The sequence below is a fragment of the Niabella pedocola genome (assembly GCF_021044425.1).
Taxonomy (GTDB): Bacteria; Bacteroidota; Bacteroidia; order Chitinophagales; family Chitinophagaceae; genus Niabella; species Niabella pedocola.
Map to the genome: position 1 here is coordinate 1,366,541 of NZ_JAJNEC010000005.1, position 23,247 is coordinate 1,389,787.

Genomic DNA, 23,247 nt, shown 5'->3' on the forward strand with positions numbered 1-23,247 from the left:
CCGTTAAAACTCAAATTCAGCTATCAGGGTTTGACCATCCGTTCTATTGGCATTGCGTCCTTTTGCATCCTGGAACACGATGATCTTCCGCTCCTCATTTCCAGATGCATAGCGCAGGAATACCTCGGCCATCAACGTGGGTGGACCAGCCACCGTAACCTGGCGCTCACCAAAGAAATTTGTTTTGATCTGGTATTTCCCCCGGATGGCTTTCTTCAGCAGGAATTGTTCCGGGCCAAAACCATCGGTAAAATCATCACTGATGCGCCCGCCCAGGGATGTTTCCCGGCTTCCGTAATAACATTCCTCATTTTTAGGATCCGTTACATGCAGGTCAATATCCGTATGATCCATGTTCCAGTTCAGCACCACCCGTATATCCACCGGCAGTTGATACAATAAAGCCTTATCAATCTTTGAGGTGTTGATTCTTGCGTTGTAACGACTGACAAGTTGATTCAGCTCCATCAGCAGCACCTCCTCAATCCCCTGGTCCCGGGTCCTTGTTTCCTCTGTATAGCTTTGCGTAAGGGCCGTGTACAGCGTATCCAGCGCCTGTTGATATTTCCCGTTATCCTGTAAGGCCAATGCATAATCACGATAACTCTGCGGATCCATCGGCCGCCAGTCCAGCACTTTTTTGGTAAGGATCAGTTCCTTTTCATATGCCCCATATTTTTTCAACAGATAGGCCACTGTTTTGTATAACACGGCATCCTCCAGCTCCAGTTCTACCAGGTTGCTCACAATGCTTACTGCCCGTTCGGTTTCCTTTTTACTATAAAACCAGTTGGCCATATCAAAATAAAAAGAAGGTGTGGTCTGGTAATCCGCTCTCAGCCTCAGGTAGGTTTTATATGCTGCTTCTGTGTTTGCAGCCGCATCCATTTGCTTCATATATTCCGCATCACTTTTTATCTCAACGGCCGTTACTTTCCCTTTGGATACAGCGCGATAGCCCACTACAACCGTCTCCTCCATTTTTGATGCAGCGGCATTTACACCTGCCACCCGTCCCTGAAGGTGTTCGGAAATATTGGCCACCGGTGCATCTTTTAATGCCTCTCCTGAAATAGTCTGGTACTGGACTTCCCGTGCCCTTGCCGGCGCAGCCGCATCAGCCCTCACTTCAATGATGCCGCGTCCTCCGTCTACACCCGCCGGTGGTACCATTTTTTTATTTTTCACCTTTAGCGGATAGCTCGTATTCCACCACTTCTTCAACTCCTTCATCCGTTCCCTGGCAGCAGCCAGGTAATTATCCCAGGCTTCTTCCTGTTGTAGCTTTCGTTGTTTTACAAGGACCTTGTACTCCTGCAGCAATGCTTCCGGTGGTGTTATCTTATACTTTACATAATCCGCTACGCTTTCCAAAACAATCAGGCTTGTGTTGGGCGTTACAATACCAAATTCCTTTCCCAACCGGGAAATAGCATCCTTGTGCTGCTCGTAAAAGGGTTCCAGCGCTGCCAGCTTTTGCTGTGCCCAAAATGTTTCAATAGCCCAGTCCCCAGCCGTTTGCTGCGCATCCAGTGTAACCGGGATCTCTTGCTCCACCCTATTTCCGTATCCGAATTGCAGCGTAAGGGTTACCGGCAGCTTTTGGGTAATGCCCGTAATCAGGAGGTTATCGCCGGAAACCACTGTTGTTGCAGGATTAACGCTATTGACATCGTATAAATATTTTACGCCCAAAAAACGATACGGTCGGCGCAGCAACATTGCCGCAGCATCCGCTGCCTCCGTTTCATTGAGGTTAATCAGCTGGCCGCCGGTGTTGTTGCTGTAGGAACGCAGTTTGCTGTAATTGGCTACCGGTGTGGCCACCACCGGGTAAACGGGCCTGGAGGGCAATTTGTTCCATTCCCCAAAATTGGAAAGACCATCGGTAAAAAAAAGCACGTCGCCACCCCCGGCCAGCGATGCGGGTATGGTGCTGTAATCCGTGGCGCCATCGTAAGTCATGTCATTCACTGCTTTCAATAATGCTCCGATGGCGCCATTGGATATCGTGTATTCACCCACTTTTTTGGTGGTGGTAGCAACGGCATAAAGTGTAACCTGTATCTTGCTTTTGGTTGCAAACAATTTTTCTAAAAAGGCCTGCTCCTTTTTATGATCCCGCTTCCGGCCGCTTAAGGATTGATCCCATAAAATGGTAACCTGTTGCATCGGCCTTATTGCAGAAGCAGGGGGTGTGATCTGTACATTGGTTAAAAAATACCAGGAATCCGCATCCCTTCTTTTTACAAGCGTTTTGGGTGCATTCGGTTGCTGCGGAAATGCAATTTTCAACGATTGATCCGGTGTAAAATCAGACTTCCGGATAACCGCCTGCCACACATTTCCTTTTTTCTCAAAACCAAAACTGCCGTCCGGCTTTTCAATCAGCTGCGGTGCTTCAGCCGTTTCATATACGCTGGCCGACAGAGAAAAAGAGCCGATATTCTTATTCGCCAGGGGAAGGTGGTACACCAGCTGGCCGTTGCTGCTGCGCAGCTCCTGGTTATAGGTAATTTCAATGGTGCGGATCCCCTCCGGGTTTAATGGATATATGCGTGTTCTGAAATTATTGCCCTCGGTTTTTTCCAGGATACCAGGATCTACCTGCCGGCGCTCAACACTTTCAAAAACAGCCGTGGCCTTCTCTTTTTCCACCGGTACCGCCTTGCGCAGCACGCCATTGATGTCCAGCGCAAAGCCACTTACGCTTACCCCTTCCGGTAAAGGAAAGGTCAGCCGCCCCTCTTTCAAACGGGACGATCGGTTATAAAAACTCATACGCATGGTAGTGGTGGCTATATTTCCGATGATCTTTATATCTGCCGAAAGCTGCTGCAGCACTACGGTTTCATCGGTCTCATACTTTCCGTTTTCCTGTATTTCCATTACCGGTATCTGCGCACGGGTTAGAAAAGCCAGCAATAATGCGAGGGGTGTTAGTATAAGCCGGCGGATCCTTTTCATATACATCTCCATTTCGTTCTTTTGGAATAAGATGCAGGGACAACGGAAATTGCATAAAAATCATTGATAATTTATTTTCCAGCCGGCCGCCATACAACACGCCACATTTGCCATAAGGTGTGGGGAAACAATGAGGCATCTGCTTTTTTTTCTTACTTTTATAGAAGCAGGGCTTCAATTATGCCGCCGGTATCAAAACATGGTAAGTCATAAAATACACCATCTTACACCCCACCCGCTGTTACTGCCTTTTATAAAGTACTACAGTATAAGAGAAATTGACATCACCCGGCATACAACTTTAAAAAAACTAACCACCTATGGCCTGCAAACTTCTATAGACTTTTTTCTGGGCACACCCTTTCAGATCATTAATATCGCAGATAGTACAGAGCAACGTTTTAACCGCTGTATGATACGTGGTCTGCGCACCAGTTGCAAATATTTGCTGAATCTAACAGGCCGTTTTTTGTCGTTCAATATTAAATTTACACCCACTGGTATGTACCAGCTTTTGGGTATTCCCATGGAACATTTTACAGATCAGGATATACCGTTGGCTACTCTCAATGCATTACCTGCGGATGAAATCGCTGAACGGCTGGCGTTAGAAGACAGCAACGACAAACGCCGCCAGATAATAGAATCTTACCTGATTAAAAAAATAAATACCCGGGAAAAGAAAATCATCTACCTGAACGATAGCTTTTATGAAAAAATGATCGAGGAAAAAGCGGACCATCCAATACAACAACTTTCCATAAGATACCACTTATCCGAACGGCAACTGGAACGGTGCTTTTTAAAAGAGATCGGCACCACCCCCAAAGGATATGAACAGTTGATCCGTTTCGACAGACTGATACAAAAGAAAATTACTTGTCCTACACATAATTGGACCAGTTTATGTCATGATGCCGGCTACTACGACCAAATGCACATGATCCGGGCCTTTAAAGCCATCCTGAAAATTACACCCAAAGAATTTGTAGCATCTAACTATGCTATATAACCTTTCACGTATCGCCGGGGATTCCGGAGGAACGTGAATGGCATGTCGGATTTATACTATTTTTTATACCTGTAATACAGGAATTTCGCGATACATATTATACGGCTTATAGTAATCTGAGGAATAGACCAGACCGAAGTTGCTGCTACCGAACCCTTGTTAACAACGTAATAAAATAACGTATATGAAACTTTTACTACTGCTTTTTTTATCCGTCATCACTGTAGCGGTGCTTTCGCAGACAAAAAAACCGCTTCCCATTATAGATATGCATTTGCATGCCTTGCCGGCAGATTGGGATGGCCCTCCGCCTATCGGTATGTGTTCACCATTTGATCACTGGAATGTGCACGACCCAAAGGAAAACGGCCAGCAATATTATATCAATACCATTACCAAAAATCTTTATTGCAACGGCAGGGGATTCTGGTCGCCCGGCACTGATGACTCGATCATGAATGAAACCATTAAGATCATGAAGCAATATAATATTTACGGTGTAACCAGCGGCATGTATCCATTGGTGCAGAAATGGAAAGCAGCGGCCCCTGACCGCATTATCACCGGCATAATTTTTTCACCGGAGATGCATATTCCCCTTGAACAGCTTCGCAAATGGTTCACATCAGACAGTATAAAAGTACTGGGAGAGATCATTGGCCAGTACCATGGCATCACGTTATCAGACAGCGTAATGGAGCCCTACCTTGCCCTTGCAGAGCAATTGGATGTGCCCATTAGCGTACATGTTGGCCCCGGGCCTCCCGGCATTGCCTATGCCGGCGACAACCGCTACCGGGCGCGGTATCACAGTGCCCTGGTCATAGAAGAAGCATTGATAAAACATCCCAAATTAAGAGTCATAGTAGCACATGCCGGATGGCCGATGATCGACGATATGCTGGCGGTGATGTATACACATCCGCAGGTATACGTAGATCTGGGTGTAATTTGCTATGGCTTTCCCAAAAAAGAATTTTATACTTATTTACAGCGTATGATAGACGCCGGTTTCGGCAAAAGAATTTGTTTTGGCTCCGATCAGATGATATGGCCGAAAACAATTATTGCGGGTATTGAAACCATTAATAAAGCTCCGTTTTTGACCGAACAGCAAAAAAGGGATATTTTATATAACAATGCGGCCCGGTTTCTACGAATTACAAATACACCAGAAAATCTCCATCTGTAAGTAATATCTATAGCCGCTGTCACCTAAATTAGGGATCCCAGCCTTTTTGCTAAAAAGAATATGCATTTTTGCAAGAACCTCCCACCGGTATTTTCCGGAGGGGAATCACTAAAACAACGAGCCATGTACCGCATCATCACTACCCTGCTTATCAGCGGCGCTTTATGCACCCCCGTCAAAGCCCAATACAATTATCCGGCAACAAGAACCGTAGACAGCAGCGATATATATTTCGATGTTGTTGTTAAAGATCCGTATCGCTGGCTGGAAGACGTTAAAAGCAACGAAGTAGTCGACTGGTTCCGCGCACAATCGGCATACACCAATACACAACTGGCCCAGATACCCGGCCAGGATGCCATTACAGCGGAACTGAAGGCACTCGATAAAATCGTTACTGCCAAATATTACCCCCTGGGTCTAGCGGGCGGAAGATACTTTTATAACAAGCGGCTGCCGGGAGAACCCGTATACAAACTTTATTACCGGCAGGGTGAACATGGAAAGGAAATACTGCTGTTTGATCCGCAGCAATATATTACCGGTAAGACGATGAACTATGATGTCAGCATCAATGACGGTGGCAGCCGGGTGCTGCTTAACCTTAGTGAAGCCGGCTCCGAACTGGGCGATATACGGGTGCTGGATGTCGTTTCAGGGAAAATGCTGCCAGACCGGATCGCTCATAGCAGCGGCAGCTTTGTTGAGGGCAGTAACCACTTGGTAATGTATGGAAAGGCCAAAAGCTATGATACACACGACCCGGAAGTGTGGCTGAATGCCCCCTGTATGCTGCATGCGTTGGGAACCGATTCTTCCAAAGACCGGGTCATCGCCAGCGCCGAAAAATATCCGGAACTCCAGATACTTCCCGCCCAGTTTCCAGGCATATACATTTTTAAAAATTCGCCATACATGATCCTTGGAAAATTTACGGTAGAAAATTATAAAGAGCTATATGTGGCACCGGTTGCAGCATTAAACGATGCGCATATTTCCTGGACGCCGCTATGTACAAAAGAGGACGAAGTGTGGAATATTTTTGTAAAAGGATCCGACATTTATCTGCTGACCTCCAAGGGCAATCCGATGTTTCGCCTTATAAAAACTTCATTGAAGAAGCCCGATTTGACAAATGCCATTGAAATAGCTTCGGGTGATGCAGACTGGAAGCTTTCCGATGTTGCACAATCCCGGGATTACCTTATCATAAATAAAAGCAAAAATGAGTTAATAAAAAAGCCTTATGCCTATCATTTTTCAACCGGTAAAACCACAGCATTAAACACGCCCCTAATGGGAAACATCATTGCCAAACCCCAGGGAACGCATACCAATGAATTAATATTAACAAACCTGGGATGGAATATTCCTTTAAATTTTTATAAATATAACCCGGACACAAAAGTATTTTCCAACAGCTTTTTTACCATGAAAATTTCTTATCCGGGTCAGAACCGTCTGCAGTACGAAGAAATAGAAGTGCCGTCGCATGATGGTACACTTGTACCGCTTAGCATTGTATACGACAAAACAACGTTCAAAAAGGATGGCAGCAATATCGCCTTTATGGAAGGCTACGGTGCTTATGGCATCTCTGAAGAGCCTTACTTTTCATCCTCATTTTTGCCATTGCTTAACCGGGGTGTAGTTATGGCAATTGCGCATGTACGCGGCGGCGGAGAAAAGGGACAGGAATGGTATCTGGCAGGCAAAAAAGCAACAAAACCCAATACCTGGAAAGATTTTAATGCTTGTGCAGAATACCTGATCCGTAACGGTTACACCACTTCGCAAAAGCTAGCCATTTCCGGTGCCAGCGCTGGTGGCATTCTCATTGGAAGGGCCATTACCGAACGCCCGGATCTATACAAAGTGGCCATACCCAAAGTAGGCTGTTTAAATGCATTGCGCATGGAACGCTCTCCCAACGGTCCCGCCAATATTCCCGAGTTTGGAACCGTAAAAGACGAAACAGAGTTCAAAGCCCTGCTGGAGATGGACGCTTATCAGCACATTAAAAAAGGTATCGCCTACCCCGCGCAATTGATCACTACCGGTTTTAACGACCCTCGGGTAGAAAGTTATATTCCGGCCAAGTTCGCCGCAAAAATGCAGGCCGAAGGAGCTTCAGCCAATCCGGTGCTCCTGTTCGTAGATTATAAGGCCGGGCATTTTGGAGGCAGCACCATAGAAGAACAATTTGCACAAAGGGCGAAAGAATATGCCTTCATCCTCTGGCATTGCGGATACCGGTAACCGGCCATTTCATGCTCAAAGAAGATCGCGTTCAACCGCAGACGGCCTGCGCTTTTTAAAAACACGCAGGTAGCCCAGCACCAGCAATGGCAATGCCAATACCTGGAAAAGAAAGAGAAAAAGCGACGGCAGCCCCTCCGGCTTCAGATCCCCGTTCCGGTACCACCATTGCCGGCCTAATGGTCCGTTCGAGAACACCACAATATTTACCAGGTTCCAACCCAGGTGCAGTGCGACCGGCAGGTATAATGAACCCGTTCTGGAAAAAGCATAGGCATACATAAGTCCCGCGAGGCCGGTAATCAGGAAAACGATTGCCATCTGGGCAGGATTGCCAAACGCCCCGTACGAAAACCAGTGATAGATACCAAACGCAATGGCAGCCATCCAGCAGGCCTTATGTGCTCCTATATATTTTATCAGCAGGTACAGCAAGGCTCCTCTGAACAGGAGCTCTTCGAACAAGACCGATTTCAATACCCACCAAAAGCCGCTGAAGAAATGCCGAACGGTAAATTCGGCACTCCACTGCCAGGGATCCCGTACTGCCCAGGCGGTGCCAATATGATACACCGCATTGATCATGCCCGCAAATATAAATCCCAAAATCAGCGCCCGTATCCGCCGCCTTGTGGGAAAAATGCCCAATACGGTTAATGACTGCTTTTGAAGCAGCCAAAGCAATATCCAGGACAGAAGCAGTTCTACAATAATTCCAAGCATATCGTTTTTATTGCGGTGTACAGATTTTGATCAGGCCCATAAAAAAAGATCAGGAACGATCCTGATCTTTTGAATAATTTATATGCCCCGAATGAACCCGTTTATGATTCGCAGCTGCTGCATACGGTAAGCGTGTTCACCAGCTCCTTGGAAACACTCTGGCTACGCTGGTAATACAGGGTTTTTACACCCAGCTTCCAGGCCTCGATCAGCAATTTGTTTACTTCCTTTACAGGCAGGCCCGGAGGAATATTCAGATTCAGGCTCTGTCCCTGGTCCACAAATTTCTGGCGGATTGATGCCTGTTGAATGATCTCCAGCTGGCTGATCTCGCGGAAGGTTTTAAATACATCTTTTTCATGTTCGGTCAATCCGTCCACATGCTGTACGCTGCCATGGTTCAGCATGATGCTGCGCCATACATCCTCCGTATCCAGGCCTTTTTCCTCCAGCAGGGCCTTCAGGTATTTATTCTTGCGGATAAAGTTTCCTTTTGATAAACCGGCTTTGTAATAATTGCTTACAAAAGGTTCAATGCCCGGTGAAGATTGCCCCAGGATGGCGGAAGAAGAAGTGGTGGGTGCAATGGCCATCACGGTGGTATTGCGGCGGCCATATCCTTTCAGCAGATCCGGTTCCCCATAAATGCGCGCCAGCTCCATAGTGGCCTTTTCTGTTTTTTCCTGCAATTCGGAGAAAATAGAATGCGTCAGCTGCTTGGCCTTCATACTTTCAAATGCAATCATATTGCGCTGTAGGTAAGAGTGCCATCCCAATACCCCCAGGCCCAGTGCGCGGTGTCTTTTTGCAAACCGGTTGGCATTGGCCAGGTAATGGTTGCCTTCTGTTTTTGCAATAAACTCCTGCAATACCGCATCCAGGAAGAATACGGCCAGCTTGATGGCATCGGTATCTTTCCATTCATCATACAGCTCCAGGTTCAGTGAAGATAAACAGCAAATGAAGGATTCGTCTTCTGTGGAGGGCAACATGATTTCCGAACAAAGATTACTTCCGTTCACCGTCAGGTTCAGATCTTTATATACCTGGGGTTTGTTCTTGTTCACATTATCCGTATAAAAAATATACGGCAGTCCTTTCTGCTGGCGGCTTTCCAGCACGCGCGCCCATATCTCTCTTTTTGCAATATCCCCGTCAATCATTTCCTGCATCCAGTAATCCGGTACGCACACCGCGTTAAACAGGTTCTGGATGGGATGCCCGATATCTTTAATGTTTAAAAATTCTCCGATATCCGGATGGTCAATATCGAGGTAGGCGGCAAATGCGCCACGGCGTACACCACCCTGTGAAATGGTATCCATCGCCGTATCAAACAACCGCATAAAACTTACCGCGCCACTACTCTTCCCGTTATCGGTAACCGCACTGCCCCGTCCGCGCAGCGAACCAAAATACGCAGAGGTACCACCTCCGATCTTGGTTTGCATGATCACTTCTCCCAGTTTATGGGTAATGCCTTCAATATTATCCGGCATATGCACATTAAAACAGGAAATGGGTAATCCCCTTTCGGTACCCATATTGGCCCATATAGGAGAACTGAAGCTCATCCAGCCGTTCTCCACCATTTCTTTAAAGGCTTCTTTCAGTTCCGGTTTGTACAGGCGCTGGGCTGCAGCGGTACACACACGGTCAATTGCTTTTTCTACTGTTTCTCCGTTTAACAGGTATCCCCGGTTCAGGATCTGTTCGCTTTCTTCATTTTTCCACCAAAGCCTTTCCATGTAAAAAGTTTATTTTAAAGTTCAATGTTTAAGGTTCTATTGTTCGTCATTTTTTTATACCAGCTGCAGTGCAGATGGCATCCGGGTTGCGTCGCAATCCCTTCATCGTTCCCGCCATACAGCATCTTTTAGCCTTTCCTTTCGGGAACAAAACTGAAAGTGTAACTAAAAAAGATCGTTATACGTAATGCTCTTATCATGCTTGGTATACTCCACCGGCCGTTTTGCAAAGAAATCATCCAGGCTGTTGGCAAACACTTCTTCTTCGAACCACTGCATCGGCCGGTATTCTTCCATTGAAACATTGAATTGCTTGGGGAAGCCCAGTTTTTCAAAGCTTTCATCAACCCGGAACTTCATAAAGTTCAGCAGGTTTGTTTTATTGATGGTATCGATCTCCCCCTCAGAAAAGATCCAGTCGATAATGCGGCCTTCTACTTCAATGGAATCGCGTACCAGGGCCATAATGCGGTATTCCATGGCCTCATCAATCAGTTGAGGATACTCCTCCCGGATCTTATTGATCAGGTATACACCGGCATTGGCATGGATCTGCTCATCTACGGAAGTCCAGGCAATGATATTGCTTACATTCTTCATCAGCCCGCGGAAACGGGTAAAGGAAAGAATGATCGCAAACTGGCTGAACAGGGATACATTCTCTATCAGGATCGCAAAAAGGATCAGCGAAAGGGTATATTCCTTAGGATCTGCAGACTTGGCGTCTTTTAATGCTTCGGAAAGATATTTAATACGTTCTGCAATCACCGGTTCCTCAACCAGTTTGGAAAACTCGTCGTTATAGCCCAGTACTTCCAGCAGGCGGGAATAGGCCTCTGAGTGACGAAACTCACACTCTGCAAAGGTGCTGCCAAGGCCGTTTAATTCGGGCTTGGGCATATGATTATATAAATTACCCCAGAACGATTTTACCGCTACCTCAATTTGTGCGATCGCCAGCAAACTGTTCTTGATGGCATTCCGTTGTGCAATATTCAGGTGACTGTGAAAATCCTGCACATCCGCTGTAAAATCCACTTCCGAATGCACCCAAAATGATTTGTTGATTGCTTCTGTAAATTTCAAAACCTCCGGGTACTCAAAAGGTTTATAGTTTACGCGTTTATCAAATAAGCCCATATATAAATATTCTTGTTCTTTAAAAATCGGTTCTTCAAACGTTGAGAGCAGAGACGACGATTACCCCTTTGGAAATAGTACTATTTCCTAACCGGAATAAGACGCAACTTTCTGCCCGAAAGCTTCGTATGATGACAAAAAAGGGAAGGCTTTAACGGCGGGATCTGAAGACCTTTTACCAAAAAGCCGACTACAAATTAATCATATAAAGTTGAGACGCGGGAAACTTGTTATACACAGGCTGTGGAAATATTTTACCCCTTATTTTGGAGTTTCCCGATGCGACTGTCCAGCAAATTTCTTATTTTATCCACAGCCCCGTTGAAGGCATGATCTACCGTATCGGCAAAATGCGTTACGGCCTCGGGGTGCAGGTTGCGGGGGCGCACTTCTATGGTGCAGCGCTTATCATGGGTGCCTGTTTTACCACTGTTTTCATCGCCAAAAAAAACTTCGGCAGTGGTAATATATTCGCTGAAACGATGCAGCTTTTTGGTTAACTCGGCGTTTACTTTTTCAAAAAAAGCTTCGGAGGCCGTAAAATTGTTATCCGTATTCAAACGTATTTCCATAGCGGGATGATTTGATCTACCAATATTACAATTCCGGACACAAAAAGTTGAAGATATAGCCCTCAGCCTTCAGCAATCAATGGCAGATTTGAAAATTTGAAGATTTGAGCATGTGTAATGATTATCCTGCACAAAACCAGCTCCAGATCGGATGTTGGATCCTGTGTATGCCTGATGTTCGATTTATCATTTTCAAATCTTCAAATTATCACATTTTTAAATTTCTGTGTATTTCTTAAAAACAGACGTGGCAATATGTCCGCCAAATCCGAACGTATTGCTCATTGCATAATTGACTTCTTTCTGTTGTGCCTGGTGCAGGGTCAGGTTGAACCGGTCCTTAAACGCCGGCTCAATCTCTGTTGAATTGATGGTCGGCGGCACGATATTTAGTTGTACCGCTTTGATACAAGCAATAGCCTCTACCGCACCCGCGGCCCCCAGCAAATGCCCCGTCATTGACTTTGTAGCACTGATATTCAGCGCAGTGCCGGCGCCAAATACCCGCTCAGCCGCCTTCAGCTCGCTTAAATCGCCCTGCAGGGTAGAAGTAGCATGTGTATTCAGGTAATCGATGGCTTCCGGTTCAATGCCCGCATCTTCCAGCGCCGCCAGCATACCCAGCCGGGCGCCGTCGCCCTCGGGATGGGTTCCGGTAAGATGATACGCATCCCCGGCCATACCACCACCTACGATCTCCGCAATAATGGGCGCACCCCGGCGTTTGGCATGTTCCCACTCTTCCAGGATGATGGCCCCGGCGCCCTCTCCCATTACAAACCCATCCCTTGTTACGTCAAAAGGTCGGGAGGCCGTAGCGGCTTCCTCGTTATTGGTAGAAAGCGCTTTGGCCGCATTAAACCCGCCCACACCGGTTTCATTGATCGCCGCTTCGGAGCCACCGGTAATGATCATATCGGCCTTGCCCCATTTGATATAATTAAAAGCGTCGATAATGGCCGTATTGGAAGTGGCACAGGCGGAAACGGTAGTAAAATTGATCCCCCGCAACCCATATTTGATCGAAATGATGCCCGAAGCAATATCCACGATCATTTTGGGGATAAAGAACGGGTTGAACCGGGGCGTACCATCGCCCTGTGCAAATTCCATTACCTGCTGCTGAAAGGTTTGAATCCCCCCGTTACCGGAGCCCCAGATCACCCCGATACGGTCGCGGTTCAGTGCTTCAAAGGAGATACCGGCATTTTGTACCGCTTCTGCTACACTGATCAACGCATACTGCGTATACAGGTCATAACGGCGTGCTTCTGCCTTTTCAATATAAGTGAGCGGATCAAAATTTTTAAGCTCGCATGCAAACCGCGTCTTGAACTTCGAAGCATCAAACTTCGTGATGGGCGCTGCGCCGCTGACGCCGCTGATCAGCGCCTGCCAGAAATCTTCTACGTTATTGCCAATGGGTGTTAATGCACCCAGTCCTGTTACAACTACACGTTTCATGGTTTATTAATTAATTCGTTTATTAATGTCTGTTTTATTTCTTTGAAATCCTTTTTCCCGGTAATGCGTGTCAATTGCAACGCCGCAATCATATTGGTAGTAATCATCAATGCCTTTGTGCGCACCGGCAGGTCGAAAAAAAAGAGCCCCTGGGCCTTCCCCTCCTCGAGTATGGAGATCAGCCATTCCAGTACCTGTTGCACGATTTTGCCAAGCGCCTCCTGTATCTCCGCGTCTACCGTGTAAAAATCGGTGGCCAGGGAACCTACCAGGCAGATCTTATTTTCTTCCTTGGCAGCAATATACACATTAAAAAAAGCTTCCAGCTTTTCCATCACGGGCTGGTCTTCCAATGCCTTCCGGAGCCGGGCAAACCGATCTTCATATTCGGCTATAATGGCCAGTCCCAGGGCTGTTTTTGTAGGAAAATGATAATGAACAGATGCATTCCGGATCTGAAGCGCCCGGGAAATATCCGAAAAGCTAAAGGCATTAAATCCCCGCTCTCTTAAAAGGGCATCCCCGATGCGTATGATCTCCGACCGTGTACTCATTTCAGGGTCAAAGATACCTACCTATCAGTAGGTAGACAAATTTTTTAATTTAGCGGCAGATACCGGGTCGATCAGCGGCCGCGTGTTTCATCGTTGTTCAGCCAAACCACCTGTTGGTTGGCTGTATGCGCTTTTCCAAGGATGTCTTTGTACAGTTCTGGTCTTCTTGCGTTGATATAACGATGGCCGCCGGCTTTTTGCAGGTGCTCTTTATACAGGGTGGCAGTTACAAAGCTGTTTTCAAAAGACCGGCATTCGGCCACCGCGTCGCCATAAGGATCAATGATCATGGAACAGCCATTTTTTAGCTGGTCGTCATCCATTCCAACGGGGTTGGAAAAAACCACGTACACCCCGTTATCATAGGCCCGTGCGGGCAGCCATTTCATCAGCCAGTCGCGCCCCTTCATGCCGTCAAACTCCAATCGCAGGGAGGTAGGATCTTTTTCCCGGTTCTCCCATAGCTGCGGATCCACAAAACCGGCACCCGGCCGGGTAGAGGGCGTGCACATGGTTACATGCGGCATAAAAATAATCTCCGCGCCCAGCAGCCTTGTGGCCCGTACATTCTCCACAATATTATTATCATAACAGATGAGGATGCCGCATTTCCAGCCCCGGATATCAAATACACAATAGGCATCGCCGGGCAGCAGGTGCGGGTTGATGAATGGGTGCAGCTTCCGGTATGTTGCCACCAGCCCATTTTTATCTACACATACATAAGCCTTATACAACCGGTCCTGTGCGTCTTTTTCAAACAATCCTGCCAGGATGATGATATCATTATCGGTGGCAATCTGCTGCAACCGCTGGATGCTTTCCCCATCCGGGATGTGCTCGGCAATGGCGGTAAGTTCCTCCCGGGAAAGATGTCTTGCAAAAGTGTAACCGGTCACCGAACATTCGTGGAAAGCGATCACCTGGGCTCCGGCTGCCGCAGCTTTCCGGGAAAGTGATTCAATCACCGAAAGGTTATAGGTTTTATCACCACTCCTGTTCTCAAACTGGGCTGTAGCAATCTTCAGTCCATCCATAAGATATTGTTTTGCTGCAAAGGTTACGAATAAGTGCATTTAAAACTTCAGGCATTGTGCTTTTTCGCCACTAAAACAGAAAGGCACCAAGACCCACCAAGAGTTTGAACTCCATAACTCCTTCGTGCTTCTTTGCGGCTTCGTGCCTTTGTGGTTCTCTTTGCCACCAAGACAGGAAAGCACCAAGACACACGAAGTACTTTGAACCCTATAACTTCTTCGCAGTTTTGTGCCTTTGTGATTCTCTTCGCCACCAAGGCAGCAAGGCAGCAAGACACACCAAGAGCTTTAAACTCCTATAACTCCATTGTACTTCTTTGCGGCTTTGTGGTTTTTAAAACCTTTTCTCTTGGATATTAGTGTTTGAAATGCCGCATGCCGGTAGTCACCATCGCCAGGTTATGCTGCTGTGCGTATTCAATGGAATCCTTATCGCGGATGGATCCGCCGGGTTGAATGAACGCCTCAATGCCTGCCTGGTGACCGATCTGTATGCAATCATTGAACGGGAAAAAGGCATCACTGGCCAGTACCGCACCCTTCAGATCAAAACCAAATTGCTTCGCCTTTTCGATGGCATGACGCAAGGCGTCGATACGGCTTGTTTGACCAGCACCTTTACCCACCAGCTGTTTATTCTTTACCAGCGCAATGGCATTTGATTTTAAATGCTTGCCGATGATATTGGCAAATTCCAGGTCAGCCTTTTCTGCTGCAGTGGTTTCGCGGCCCCCGGCCTCTTTCCATTCGGTATAATTGCCTTTATCCTGCTCCTGGATGAGTACACCATTGAGAACGGATTTGGTTTGAGCATTCACCGTTAAGCCTTCAGCCTTTAGCTGCAACAGGATCCGGTTCTTTTTAGATTTTAATATATGCAGCGCCGCTTCGTCAAATGCAGGCGCAATCAGTACTTCAAAGAAGATTTCATTGATCGCATTCGCCGTTGCTTCATCTACGGTACCATTGGTTACCAATACCCCGCCAAAAGCGCTTTCCGGATCTCCTGCAAGGGCCTCTTTCCAGGCTTCGCTTACGGTGCCCCGTGCAGCCACGCCGCAAACGTTGGTATGCTTAATAATCGCAAATACCACATCTCCGCCCTGCGGAAATTCATGGATCAGCTGTACCGCTGCATCCACATCCACCAGGTTATTATAAGAAAGCTCTTTACCGTTCAGCTGGTTGAACAATGCTTCCAGGTTACCATAAAAGGTACCCGACTGGTGCGGGTTTTCGCCATACCGCATCGCCTTGGGGCTATTTACGGACTGCAGGAAATATTCGCCGTTGTTCCCGGTAAAATAATTGGAAATAGCTACATCATAATGCGCCACAATCTCAAATGCTTTCGCAGCAAAGGATTTGCGTTGCTCCATAGAGGTTTCACCGTTTTGCGTCTTCAGCAATTCCTCCAGGCCGGCATAATCTTTTTTGGCAGCCACCACTACTACATCTTTAAAGTTTTTGGCCGCTGCGCGGATCATCGATGGTCCGCCGATATCAATTTTTTCAATGATCAGTTTTTCTTCGCTGGTTTGTGCCAGGGTTTCTTCAAAAGGATACAGATCCACAATAACCAGGTCGATCTCGGGGATCTTGTACTCCGCCATTTCCGCCACATCCGATTCCAGGTCCCTTCTGCCCAAAATACCGCCGAATACGGATGGATGCAGGGTTTTTACCCGTCCGCCCAGAATGGAAGGATAGGTGGTCAACTGCTCCACCGGAACCACCTGTATGCCCAGGTCTTCAACAAATTTTTGCGTACCTCCGGTAGAATAGATGGTAATGCCCAGGCGGGATAATTCCTTTACGATGGGTTCCAGACCATCCTTATAAAAAACGGAAATGAGTGCAGATTGGATCTTTTTGTTCATAAAAACTGAATTGGGATGCTTATTGAGCCGCAAAGGTAAGCGTTCAAAGGTTCATTACAAAAGCTCCTTTCTGCAAAACCTGATGACAGGGAATCCCCAGCGCATCGCAATCCTGCTGCCAGTAGCGGGCCTTCCAGCCTGGTACCGTTCCATCGATGACGATCTGTCCGGGCTGCACTTTATTCAGCAACTCCGCAATATACAAACGTGGATTCCCGGTGAGGATCACCAGGTCTGCAGCTCCGTAAACCGTGTTATCCAAAGGCACTCCAATAAACAAGACCGACCGGCCGCCAAACAACAAACGGTCGTTTTTGGGCATAGCCTTCACCGTTTCCGGCGGCTGTAACCGGTAACAGACCGCTGCGGGTTGCAACACATTTTTGCGGACGGCCGGGTCGGCTACGGCCAGGGAATCGGCATAAAGCACCTGATCCCTTCCCCGGATAAACCCAACAGCTGCTCCACGGGGAATGCTGTAAACGATGATCTGCTCCTGTTGCAGCGCGTTCCGGAATGAAACCATCCGGATTCCCATGATTGCGCATAATGCAATGGCAGCCGTCCACAAGCCGCTTTTCCGTTGCTGCATATACCCCACCGTAATGCCCACTATAAAAACATAAAGCAACAGTACCTGTGGTACACTCACCAACAGCCCCTTCCACAGTGCAAAAGGATAACGGCTCAGGTTTTCGACCACCCCATTCATCCACCAAATAATCCCATCCAGTATACGGCCGGTAAAAACGGCAACCGGGGTTACCGGGGCTGCCAGCACCAATATCAACTCCCCAATCAATACCACGCTGGATACCGGTACCACCAGCAGGTTGGTGATCAGAAAGTATACGGGAAACTGGTGAAAATGATAAATACTCAACGGTGTGGTCAGGATCTGTGCAGCCATGCTTACCGTACAAAGCTGCCATACTGCATCCAGTAGCTTATTGTTAATGGTTACAAGCCTGTACAAGGGTTTGTAGAATACAACGATGCTGAGTACTGCTGCATAGGAAAGCTGAAATCCTACATCCCACAACCAGTACGGATTGTAACAAAGCAGTAAAAAAGCCGAAGCCGCCAGTGTATTATAAATGGAAGCATTATGTCCGAATTGTTTTCCCAGCAGCATACAGCTAAACATAACGGCAGCACGTATAACGGATGCTGCAGCTCCTGCAAGCAAACTAAAGATCCACAATATACCCAAAACAAGAACGGGATGCAGCCAGCGTGTTTGCCGTCTGCTCCGCAACGGGCTTAACAAAAGATCAAGCAGCCAGTAAATCAATCCCAGGTGCATGCCCGAAACGGCAATCACATGTACCACACCCGTATCGTTGTAAGATTGCAGCAGGTCCTTATCCAGGTCGTCGCGATAGCCGATCAGCAAGGCCTCCGCCAGCCCCTGCTCCTTCGTTCCATGAATATTCTTTTTTAAAATGTTCAGGATGGAAGCCCGCAACCGGTATAACCAGAGCCAGCAACCGGATTCCTTTTCTGCCGCAGGGGCTGCCGCCATCTCCTTTTGTGTAAGGTATACCTGGTGTGTGATCCCGTTCATAAAGGCATAGCGTTTATAATCGAAGGACCCCGGGTTACCCGAATTTCTTATCTCCTGTGGCTCCTTTTTAAAGATCAGCTGATCTCCGGCCGCGAGCCGACCAACTTGCCGTTCCTTTTTAAAATAAATAATGATCCGCCCGCTTGCCGTTACCGCACTGTCACGGGTGAGCAGGTATCGTACGGCCGCTTCCGCTTTATAAGAACGGTTCTTTTCAACCGGTTGTTCCAGAAGCGTAACCCGGAAATACATGCCGGGCCGGTGCCGGTTACGAAACCAGTCTCCGCGTACCCGCACGTCTTTGCAGGCGGCGATCAGCATGCCCAGGAAAACAAGAATGGCGGCAACCAGCAACGCTTCGATCCACTGTAGTTTTAGCCGCCGGTATCCCCGGACGGTACGGAACAACAGGACTACAGCACCAGATACCAGGAAGCCGGTCACACAACCCGCAACAGGTACCGGGGTATACATATATAACAGGATGCCGCAGGCAAAGGGAAGCAATAACTTTATGAATGGCGCCCGGGCCAGAAACAGGGTGGCAGAAAAAGACATAGGTGTTGTGTTAGCACCCTGAAGTTAAGAAAATATTATATATTATTTTTTTATAGAAATACACAAATAGTGTTTCAGGCCCGTTGGGGAGCACGGACCAATGGCCGCAATAGGGCAATGCCAACCGGAGTGGCAGGTACCAGCAATACGCCACCGGTTGCCGGTACGTTGCCAGCCATTACAAACACAAACGCCCGGTTTTTATTGCGTTATTTTTTCAGTGTTTGCTCAAAGAGCTTGAAGATCCGTTTATACTCATCCGTCCAGCTAACCGGTTCTACAAACCCATGGTCTTCCATTGGATAAGACGCCAGCTCCCAGTTGTCTTTTTTTAGTTCCATCAGGCGTTGCGCCAGCTTCACTGCATCCTGGTAATGTACGTTTACATCCACCATACCGTGGCAGATCAGCAGGTTACCTTTCAGCCCGTTTGCAAAATAGACGGGTGAGCTTTTATGATAGGCAATACTGTCTGTAAACGGTTCATTCAGGATATTGGAGGTATACCCGTGGTTGTAGTTGGCCCAATCGGTAACCGGCCGCAGGGCAGCACCGCTCGCAAATACATCGGGTGTTGTGAATAAGGCCATCAGCGTCATAAACCCGCCATAAGATCCGCCATAGATGCCCACTTTTGCCGGGTCAATTTTATAGGTATCGGTTAAATATTTTACGGCATCTACATGATCGGTGAGGTCCTTTCCGCCCATATGCCGGTAGATACCGGTACGCCAGTCGCGGCCATAGCCCGCACTTCCGCGGTAATCAATATCCATTACATAATACCCGTTGTCTGCCAGCAGATTGTTGAACATATATTCCCGGAAATAAGAGCTCCACCATTTATGTGCGTTTTGGAGGTAGCCCGCACCATGCACAAAGAACACCGCCGGCATTCCCGGCCGGGCATTTTCTGGTTTGTACACGCGCGCATATACCGGCGCTCCATCCCGGGCCGCAAACGAAATCACATCCGGCGTGCGCCATTTGATCTGGCGGTATTCGGCACTTTGTGCCTTTGTGGTGATCTGTACGGGTTTTGCCCCGGCACGGTTTTCCTGGAGATAAAGCTCCCAGGGGCTGTTGATAAATGAATTCCGGATGGCCAGGTACTTTTCATCGGGCGACAGGCTTACTTCGTTTGCCCCTGCCAGTGTGGTTAACTGCACGGCCTTACCGGTATTAATGCTGAGCTTATAAAAATGCTTTTCGCCCGGATGTACCGCATTGGTAGTGATATAAAACGATCTTTTATCGTTGGAAAGCTGCGCTTCCTGCACCTCGTAATTTCCTTTCGTCAGCGCCCGTTTGGCAGCGGATGCCAGGGAATAAAGATAGAGATGTGCATACCCGGTGGCTTCACTTTGAAACCAGGCCGTTTCATTGTCGATCCAACCGATGGAACGCGGGTCAATGCCGGGCCCGCCGATCCAGGCATCATCGTGCTGCCGGTCTACCAGCCTCAGGTTCCGGGTGGCCGTATCCATCAGCATCAGCCACCGGTCTTTATTGTCATCGGCATATACATCCAGCAATGCATACCGGCCGTTGGGCGCCCAAACCACTCCCCATATATTCACATTGCGGAGCGCGGAATCTTTTTTCAGCTTTTCCCACTGCCCCGGATAATCTTTTACAAATGCCGGTACATCGCGGATGCCGGGGATCTGTTCGGCATTGATTTTATAAGCGGTATCCCTTACCCGGTCATACACAAAGAACCGGGCGCTGCCCTGGGGGCTGCCCACTTTTGTGCGGCCGGAGATATCGGTGGTATAACCGCTTTCCGTTACATAATCGGGCACGATGGTTCTTTTGCCATTTCCTGCCGTGTACAGCTGGTAAGTGATAAACCGGCCATCCGGACTGATTGCAGCTCCGGTAAGCATATTGCCACCCAGATAAACCGGCCGCAGTTGCTCCGGGGCTGCTGCTTTCTGATAACGCTCCGTAGCCGATCGCTTGTTGCTCCGCTCCCGCAACACATCCATGGTGGCCAATTGCTCTTTCTTTAACCACTCTTCTTCTGTGTTTCCTTTTTTGTTCTTATCTGCGGGCGCATCGTTTGTAAAGTTGGTCAGTTGCTGGGAAGCGCCGGTAGCGATTTCCCAGGAATAAAGATTCTGACCACGGCTGTATACCACCCGGGTATCGTTAAAGCTAAACACCGGGTTGTACTCACCTTCCAGAGTTTGTGTAATCCTTGTTACCTTACCGCCGGGCGCCCTGTAAAAAATGTCACCTTCCTTTGCCCAAACCGCTGCAGACCGGCTGCGGTTATACCGGAGCTCCGCTTCATAAATTACGGTCTGTTGCGTGCCGGCCTGCACTTTCCGGGGCGTTTTGTCTGCAGGTGAAATACGGTACAATGAATCCGCCGGCTCCCGGTCCGGATTCCAGTTGAAAAACAATATACTGCCATTACCGCCCCAGGCCACTCCAGACGGAGAACTACCCATCCATTTCGGATCACGCATGATCTGGGCTACGGTTAATACACCCGGGTTATTTTGTGCGGATGCGGTTACAGCGGCCATCATTGCAGTCACTGCAATGGTTTTTGTCAATAGACTCTTCATATTCTAAAGCAGAAAATTTATTTAACGGTTTCCCGGAACATATCGCCCCACCGTGAAACCCCTTACATCTTCTATACAAAAATAAGGGGACAGGTGCTTTCGGCTGCCTTGAGTGCGCAACATTTTCCTGTTCCGGTCAATCATAATGAAAGCCATGCAATAAGGATTGCCGGCCGGAGTTTATGCGCGCCTTCGGTGAAAGGTCCTGTGATACGGAAAGAAGCGTTTTATGGATCACTATTTTCTTAAACGAGACCGGCATTCCGTTCCGGCTATTTTGTACGCACCGCAGCGGTCTTATCCCGCTCGGCTTTAAACTCGGATCCGGCCTTCCATCCGGGCCAGGTATGCCCATAGGCCAGACGTTTGCCCACCATAAACAGCAGTTGCAGGTCTTCCACCGCGCCACTCAGATCCCAGCTGGTTTGGTATTCGTCTGAGGGACTGTGATAGTGTTGCGCATTAAACGCCTCCTGCATTTTTTTGCCGTATTCTTTGTCCTTGCCTGCCACATCGATCCCAAAACCCTGTGCCAGCGCCGGCACACCTGCCTTGGCAAAACTGAAATGGTCCGACCGGAAATAATGCCCCGCTTCCGGCGTAGCGTCATAAGAGATATAACGGCCTTGCTTCCCCGCTTCTTCCTTTAAAAGATCTTCCATCTCCGATTGCCCTTGCCCGACCACCATGATATCTTTTGTGCGGCCGTAATTATTGACCTCATCCACATTGAGCACACCTACCGTTTTAGCAAGCGGGTAAACCGGATGCTGTGCATAGTAGGCCGACCCTAACAAGCCCTGCTCTTCCGCAGTTACTGCCAGGAAAACGACCGTGCGTTCAGGCGGTGTTGGCTGACTTTTCCATACCCTTGCAAATTCCAGTAAGGCAGCCGTACCACTGGCATTATCGAGTGCCCCGTTGTAGATAGAATCCCCCCTTGCATCCGGTTTGCCAATGCCCAGGTGGTCCCAGTGTGCGGTATACAATACATATTCATCAGGATATTTGCTTCCGATGATCTTTGCGATCACGTTATGCGACTTGCTGTACGTAACCTTTGTTTTAATACGGGTGGAAATTGTCTCATTCAGCGGAACCGCTTTAAACCCGGGAATGTCTGCTTTAGCAATGATCGCCGTATCCTGCCCGCCGGCAACGATCAGCTTTTTTGCGGCATCCATAGCGATCCAGCCTTGCGCGTCCAGTAATTTTTCATTTTTATTGTCCAGCCGCAGCTCCGATTCGTTCCAGCTGTTTTGTACCACACTGAACGGGTAGCTGGCCGCTGCCGTACTGTGAATTACCAGGCAGCCGCGGGCTCCCTGGCGCGCCGCTTCTTCAAATTTATAGGTCCAGCGGCCGTAATAGGTCATGGTTTTGCCTTTAAACAATGTTGTATCCCCGTTATTAAAACCAGGATCATTTACCAACACCATTACGATTTTTCCTTTTACATCCAGCCCTTCATAATCGTTCCAGTTATACTCGGGCGCCACCACTCCATAGCCGGCAAATACCACCGGCACATGCTCGAGGTTTACAATGGCTTCCGTTTTGGGTGTTGATAACACATACTCATCATATCCTTTCAATTGCATTGCTTCTTTTGGCGTATGCACCTGCATCAGGGTATCCGGCTGCGACAGGATATCGATCATCGGTACTTCCTGCAGATAGCTATCACCATTACCGGGCTCCGTACCCAGTGACCGGAACTGTTCCTGCAGGTACGCAATCGTTTTTGTTTCTCCTTCGGTAAACGGTTTACGTCCCTGGAAAGAATCAGAAGACAGTATCTTAATATGCGTTACCAGGTTATCTGTATTGAATGCCGGGTCACCCGCTTTACCTGCATCGGATTGTCCCGGGTTATTACAGGCTGTAAAAACAAGTGCGATCGATACAACAGTAAACAGTTGATTCATTGACTATTTATTTTGAGCGTCGAGATTTGGGAAACGAGATTTGAGACCTGAGATTTGAAATGCATAA

Annotated in this window: 15 protein-coding genes; 3 read left to right on the forward strand and 12 right to left on the reverse strand. The window is 48.0% G+C overall.

The genetic code is table 11. The features are described from left to right. Positions 1-3: 3 nt before the first annotated feature. Positions 4-2,967 carry a VIT domain-containing protein gene (locus tag LQ567_RS13305; protein WP_231005006.1) on the reverse strand — a complete coding sequence of 988 codons (2,964 nt, stop codon included), beginning with the start codon at positions 2,965-2,967 and terminating at the stop codon, positions 4-6. A 199-nt stretch (positions 2,968-3,166) separates the two neighbouring features. Here LQ567_RS13305 and LQ567_RS13310 point away from each other — a divergent pair, with 199 nt between their 5' ends. From LQ567_RS13310 to LQ567_RS13320, 3 genes are all read left to right on the forward strand, one after another. After that, positions 3,167-3,979 carry a helix-turn-helix domain-containing protein gene (locus LQ567_RS13310; protein WP_231005007.1) on the forward strand — a complete coding sequence of 271 codons (813 nt, stop codon included), beginning with the start codon at positions 3,167-3,169 and terminating at the stop codon, positions 3,977-3,979. A gap of 184 nt (positions 3,980-4,163) precedes the next feature. Then, positions 4,164-5,171 carry an amidohydrolase family protein gene (locus LQ567_RS13315; RefSeq protein ID WP_231005008.1) on the forward strand — a complete coding sequence of 336 codons (1,008 nt, stop codon included), beginning with the start codon at positions 4,164-4,166 and terminating at the stop codon, positions 5,169-5,171. Between the two features lie 123 nt (positions 5,172-5,294). Beyond that, positions 5,295-7,430 (forward strand): prolyl oligopeptidase family serine peptidase, encoded by a 2,136-nt coding sequence (locus LQ567_RS13320; protein ID WP_231005009.1) that lies wholly within the window; start codon positions 5,295-5,297, stop codon positions 7,428-7,430. 15 nt (positions 7,431-7,445) lie between these two features. Here the strand turns inward: LQ567_RS13320 and LQ567_RS13325 are convergent, their stop codons facing one another. From LQ567_RS13325 to LQ567_RS13375, 11 genes are all read right to left on the reverse strand, one after another. Continuing rightward, positions 7,446-8,153 carry a CPBP family intramembrane glutamic endopeptidase gene (locus LQ567_RS13325; RefSeq protein WP_231005010.1) on the reverse strand — a complete coding sequence of 236 codons (708 nt, stop codon included), beginning with the start codon at positions 8,151-8,153 and terminating at the stop codon, positions 7,446-7,448. 101 nt (positions 8,154-8,254) lie between these two features. Continuing rightward, positions 8,255-9,901, reverse strand: a complete 1,647-nt coding sequence (locus LQ567_RS13330; RefSeq protein WP_231005011.1) for a ribonucleoside-diphosphate reductase subunit alpha — start codon at positions 9,899-9,901, stop codon at positions 8,255-8,257. Between the two features lie 165 nt (positions 9,902-10,066). Beyond that, positions 10,067-11,041 (reverse strand): ribonucleotide-diphosphate reductase subunit beta, encoded by a 975-nt coding sequence (locus tag LQ567_RS13335; protein ID WP_231005012.1) that lies wholly within the window; start codon positions 11,039-11,041, stop codon positions 10,067-10,069. Between the two features lie 254 nt (positions 11,042-11,295). Further along, positions 11,296-11,613, reverse strand: coding sequence for an HPF/RaiA family ribosome-associated protein (locus tag LQ567_RS13340; protein ID WP_231005013.1), 318 nt, complete (start codon positions 11,611-11,613; stop codon positions 11,296-11,298). A 216-nt stretch (positions 11,614-11,829) separates the two neighbouring features. Continuing rightward, positions 11,830-13,077 carry a beta-ketoacyl-ACP synthase II gene (gene fabF / locus LQ567_RS13345; protein ID WP_231005014.1) on the reverse strand — a complete coding sequence of 416 codons (1,248 nt, stop codon included), beginning with the start codon at positions 13,075-13,077 and terminating at the stop codon, positions 11,830-11,832. Continuing rightward, positions 13,074-13,631 carry a TetR/AcrR family transcriptional regulator gene (locus LQ567_RS13350; protein WP_231005015.1) on the reverse strand — a complete coding sequence of 186 codons (558 nt, stop codon included), beginning with the start codon at positions 13,629-13,631 and terminating at the stop codon, positions 13,074-13,076. Before LQ567_RS13350 ends, fabF begins: the two co-directional genes overlap by 4 nt. A 71-nt stretch (positions 13,632-13,702) precedes the next feature. Further along, positions 13,703-14,668 carry a nitrilase family protein gene (locus LQ567_RS13355; RefSeq protein WP_231005016.1) on the reverse strand — a complete coding sequence of 322 codons (966 nt, stop codon included), beginning with the start codon at positions 14,666-14,668 and terminating at the stop codon, positions 13,703-13,705. Positions 14,669-15,024: 356 nt separating this feature from the next. Further along, complete coding sequence (gene purH, locus LQ567_RS13360) at positions 15,025-16,548, reverse strand: bifunctional phosphoribosylaminoimidazolecarboxamide formyltransferase/IMP cyclohydrolase (protein WP_231005017.1); 1,524 nt, start codon at positions 16,546-16,548, stop codon at positions 15,025-15,027. A gap of 43 nt (positions 16,549-16,591) precedes the next feature. Next, positions 16,592-18,673 carry a ComEC/Rec2 family competence protein gene (locus LQ567_RS13365; protein ID WP_231005018.1) on the reverse strand — a complete coding sequence of 694 codons (2,082 nt, stop codon included), beginning with the start codon at positions 18,671-18,673 and terminating at the stop codon, positions 16,592-16,594. Between the two features lie 209 nt (positions 18,674-18,882). Next, complete coding sequence (locus LQ567_RS13370; RefSeq protein WP_231005019.1) at positions 18,883-21,252, reverse strand: S9 family peptidase; 2,370 nt, start codon at positions 21,250-21,252, stop codon at positions 18,883-18,885. A gap of 272 nt (positions 21,253-21,524) precedes the next feature. Further along, positions 21,525-23,180, reverse strand: coding sequence for a M28 family metallopeptidase (locus LQ567_RS13375; protein WP_231005020.1), 1,656 nt, complete (start codon positions 23,178-23,180; stop codon positions 21,525-21,527). Between the last annotated feature and the right edge of the window lie 67 nt (positions 23,181-23,247).

Coding starts and splice junctions, on each gene's coding strand:
- LQ567_RS13305 (WP_231005006.1), bottom strand. CDS start 2,967: ATGAAAAGGATCCGCCGGCTTATACTAACACCCCTCGCATTATTGCTG.
- LQ567_RS13310 (WP_231005007.1), top strand. CDS start 3,167: ATGGTAAGTCATAAAATACACCATCTTACACCCCACCCGCTGTTACTG.
- LQ567_RS13315 (WP_231005008.1), top strand. CDS start 4,164: ATGAAACTTTTACTACTGCTTTTTTTATCCGTCATCACTGTAGCGGTG.
- LQ567_RS13320 (WP_231005009.1), top strand. CDS start 5,295: ATGTACCGCATCATCACTACCCTGCTTATCAGCGGCGCTTTATGCACC.
- LQ567_RS13325 (WP_231005010.1), bottom strand. CDS start 8,153: ATGCTTGGAATTATTGTAGAACTGCTTCTGTCCTGGATATTGCTTTGG.
- LQ567_RS13330 (WP_231005011.1), bottom strand. CDS start 9,901: ATGGAAAGGCTTTGGTGGAAAAATGAAGAAAGCGAACAGATCCTGAAC.
- LQ567_RS13335 (WP_231005012.1), bottom strand. CDS start 11,041: ATGGGCTTATTTGATAAACGCGTAAACTATAAACCTTTTGAGTACCCG.
- LQ567_RS13340 (WP_231005013.1), bottom strand. CDS start 11,613: ATGGAAATACGTTTGAATACGGATAACAATTTTACGGCCTCCGAAGCT.
- fabF (WP_231005014.1), bottom strand. CDS start 13,077: ATGAAACGTGTAGTTGTAACAGGACTGGGTGCATTAACACCCATTGGC.
- LQ567_RS13350 (WP_231005015.1), bottom strand. CDS start 13,631: ATGAGTACACGGTCGGAGATCATACGCATCGGGGATGCCCTTTTAAGA.
- LQ567_RS13355 (WP_231005016.1), bottom strand. CDS start 14,668: ATGGATGGACTGAAGATTGCTACAGCCCAGTTTGAGAACAGGAGTGGT.
- purH (WP_231005017.1), bottom strand. CDS start 16,548: ATGAACAAAAAGATCCAATCTGCACTCATTTCCGTTTTTTATAAGGAT.
- LQ567_RS13365 (WP_231005018.1), bottom strand. CDS start 18,673: ATGTCTTTTTCTGCCACCCTGTTTCTGGCCCGGGCGCCATTCATAAAG.
- LQ567_RS13370 (WP_231005019.1), bottom strand. CDS start 21,252: ATGAAGAGTCTATTGACAAAAACCATTGCAGTGACTGCAATGATGGCC.
- LQ567_RS13375 (WP_231005020.1), bottom strand. CDS start 23,180: ATGAATCAACTGTTTACTGTTGTATCGATCGCACTTGTTTTTACAGCC.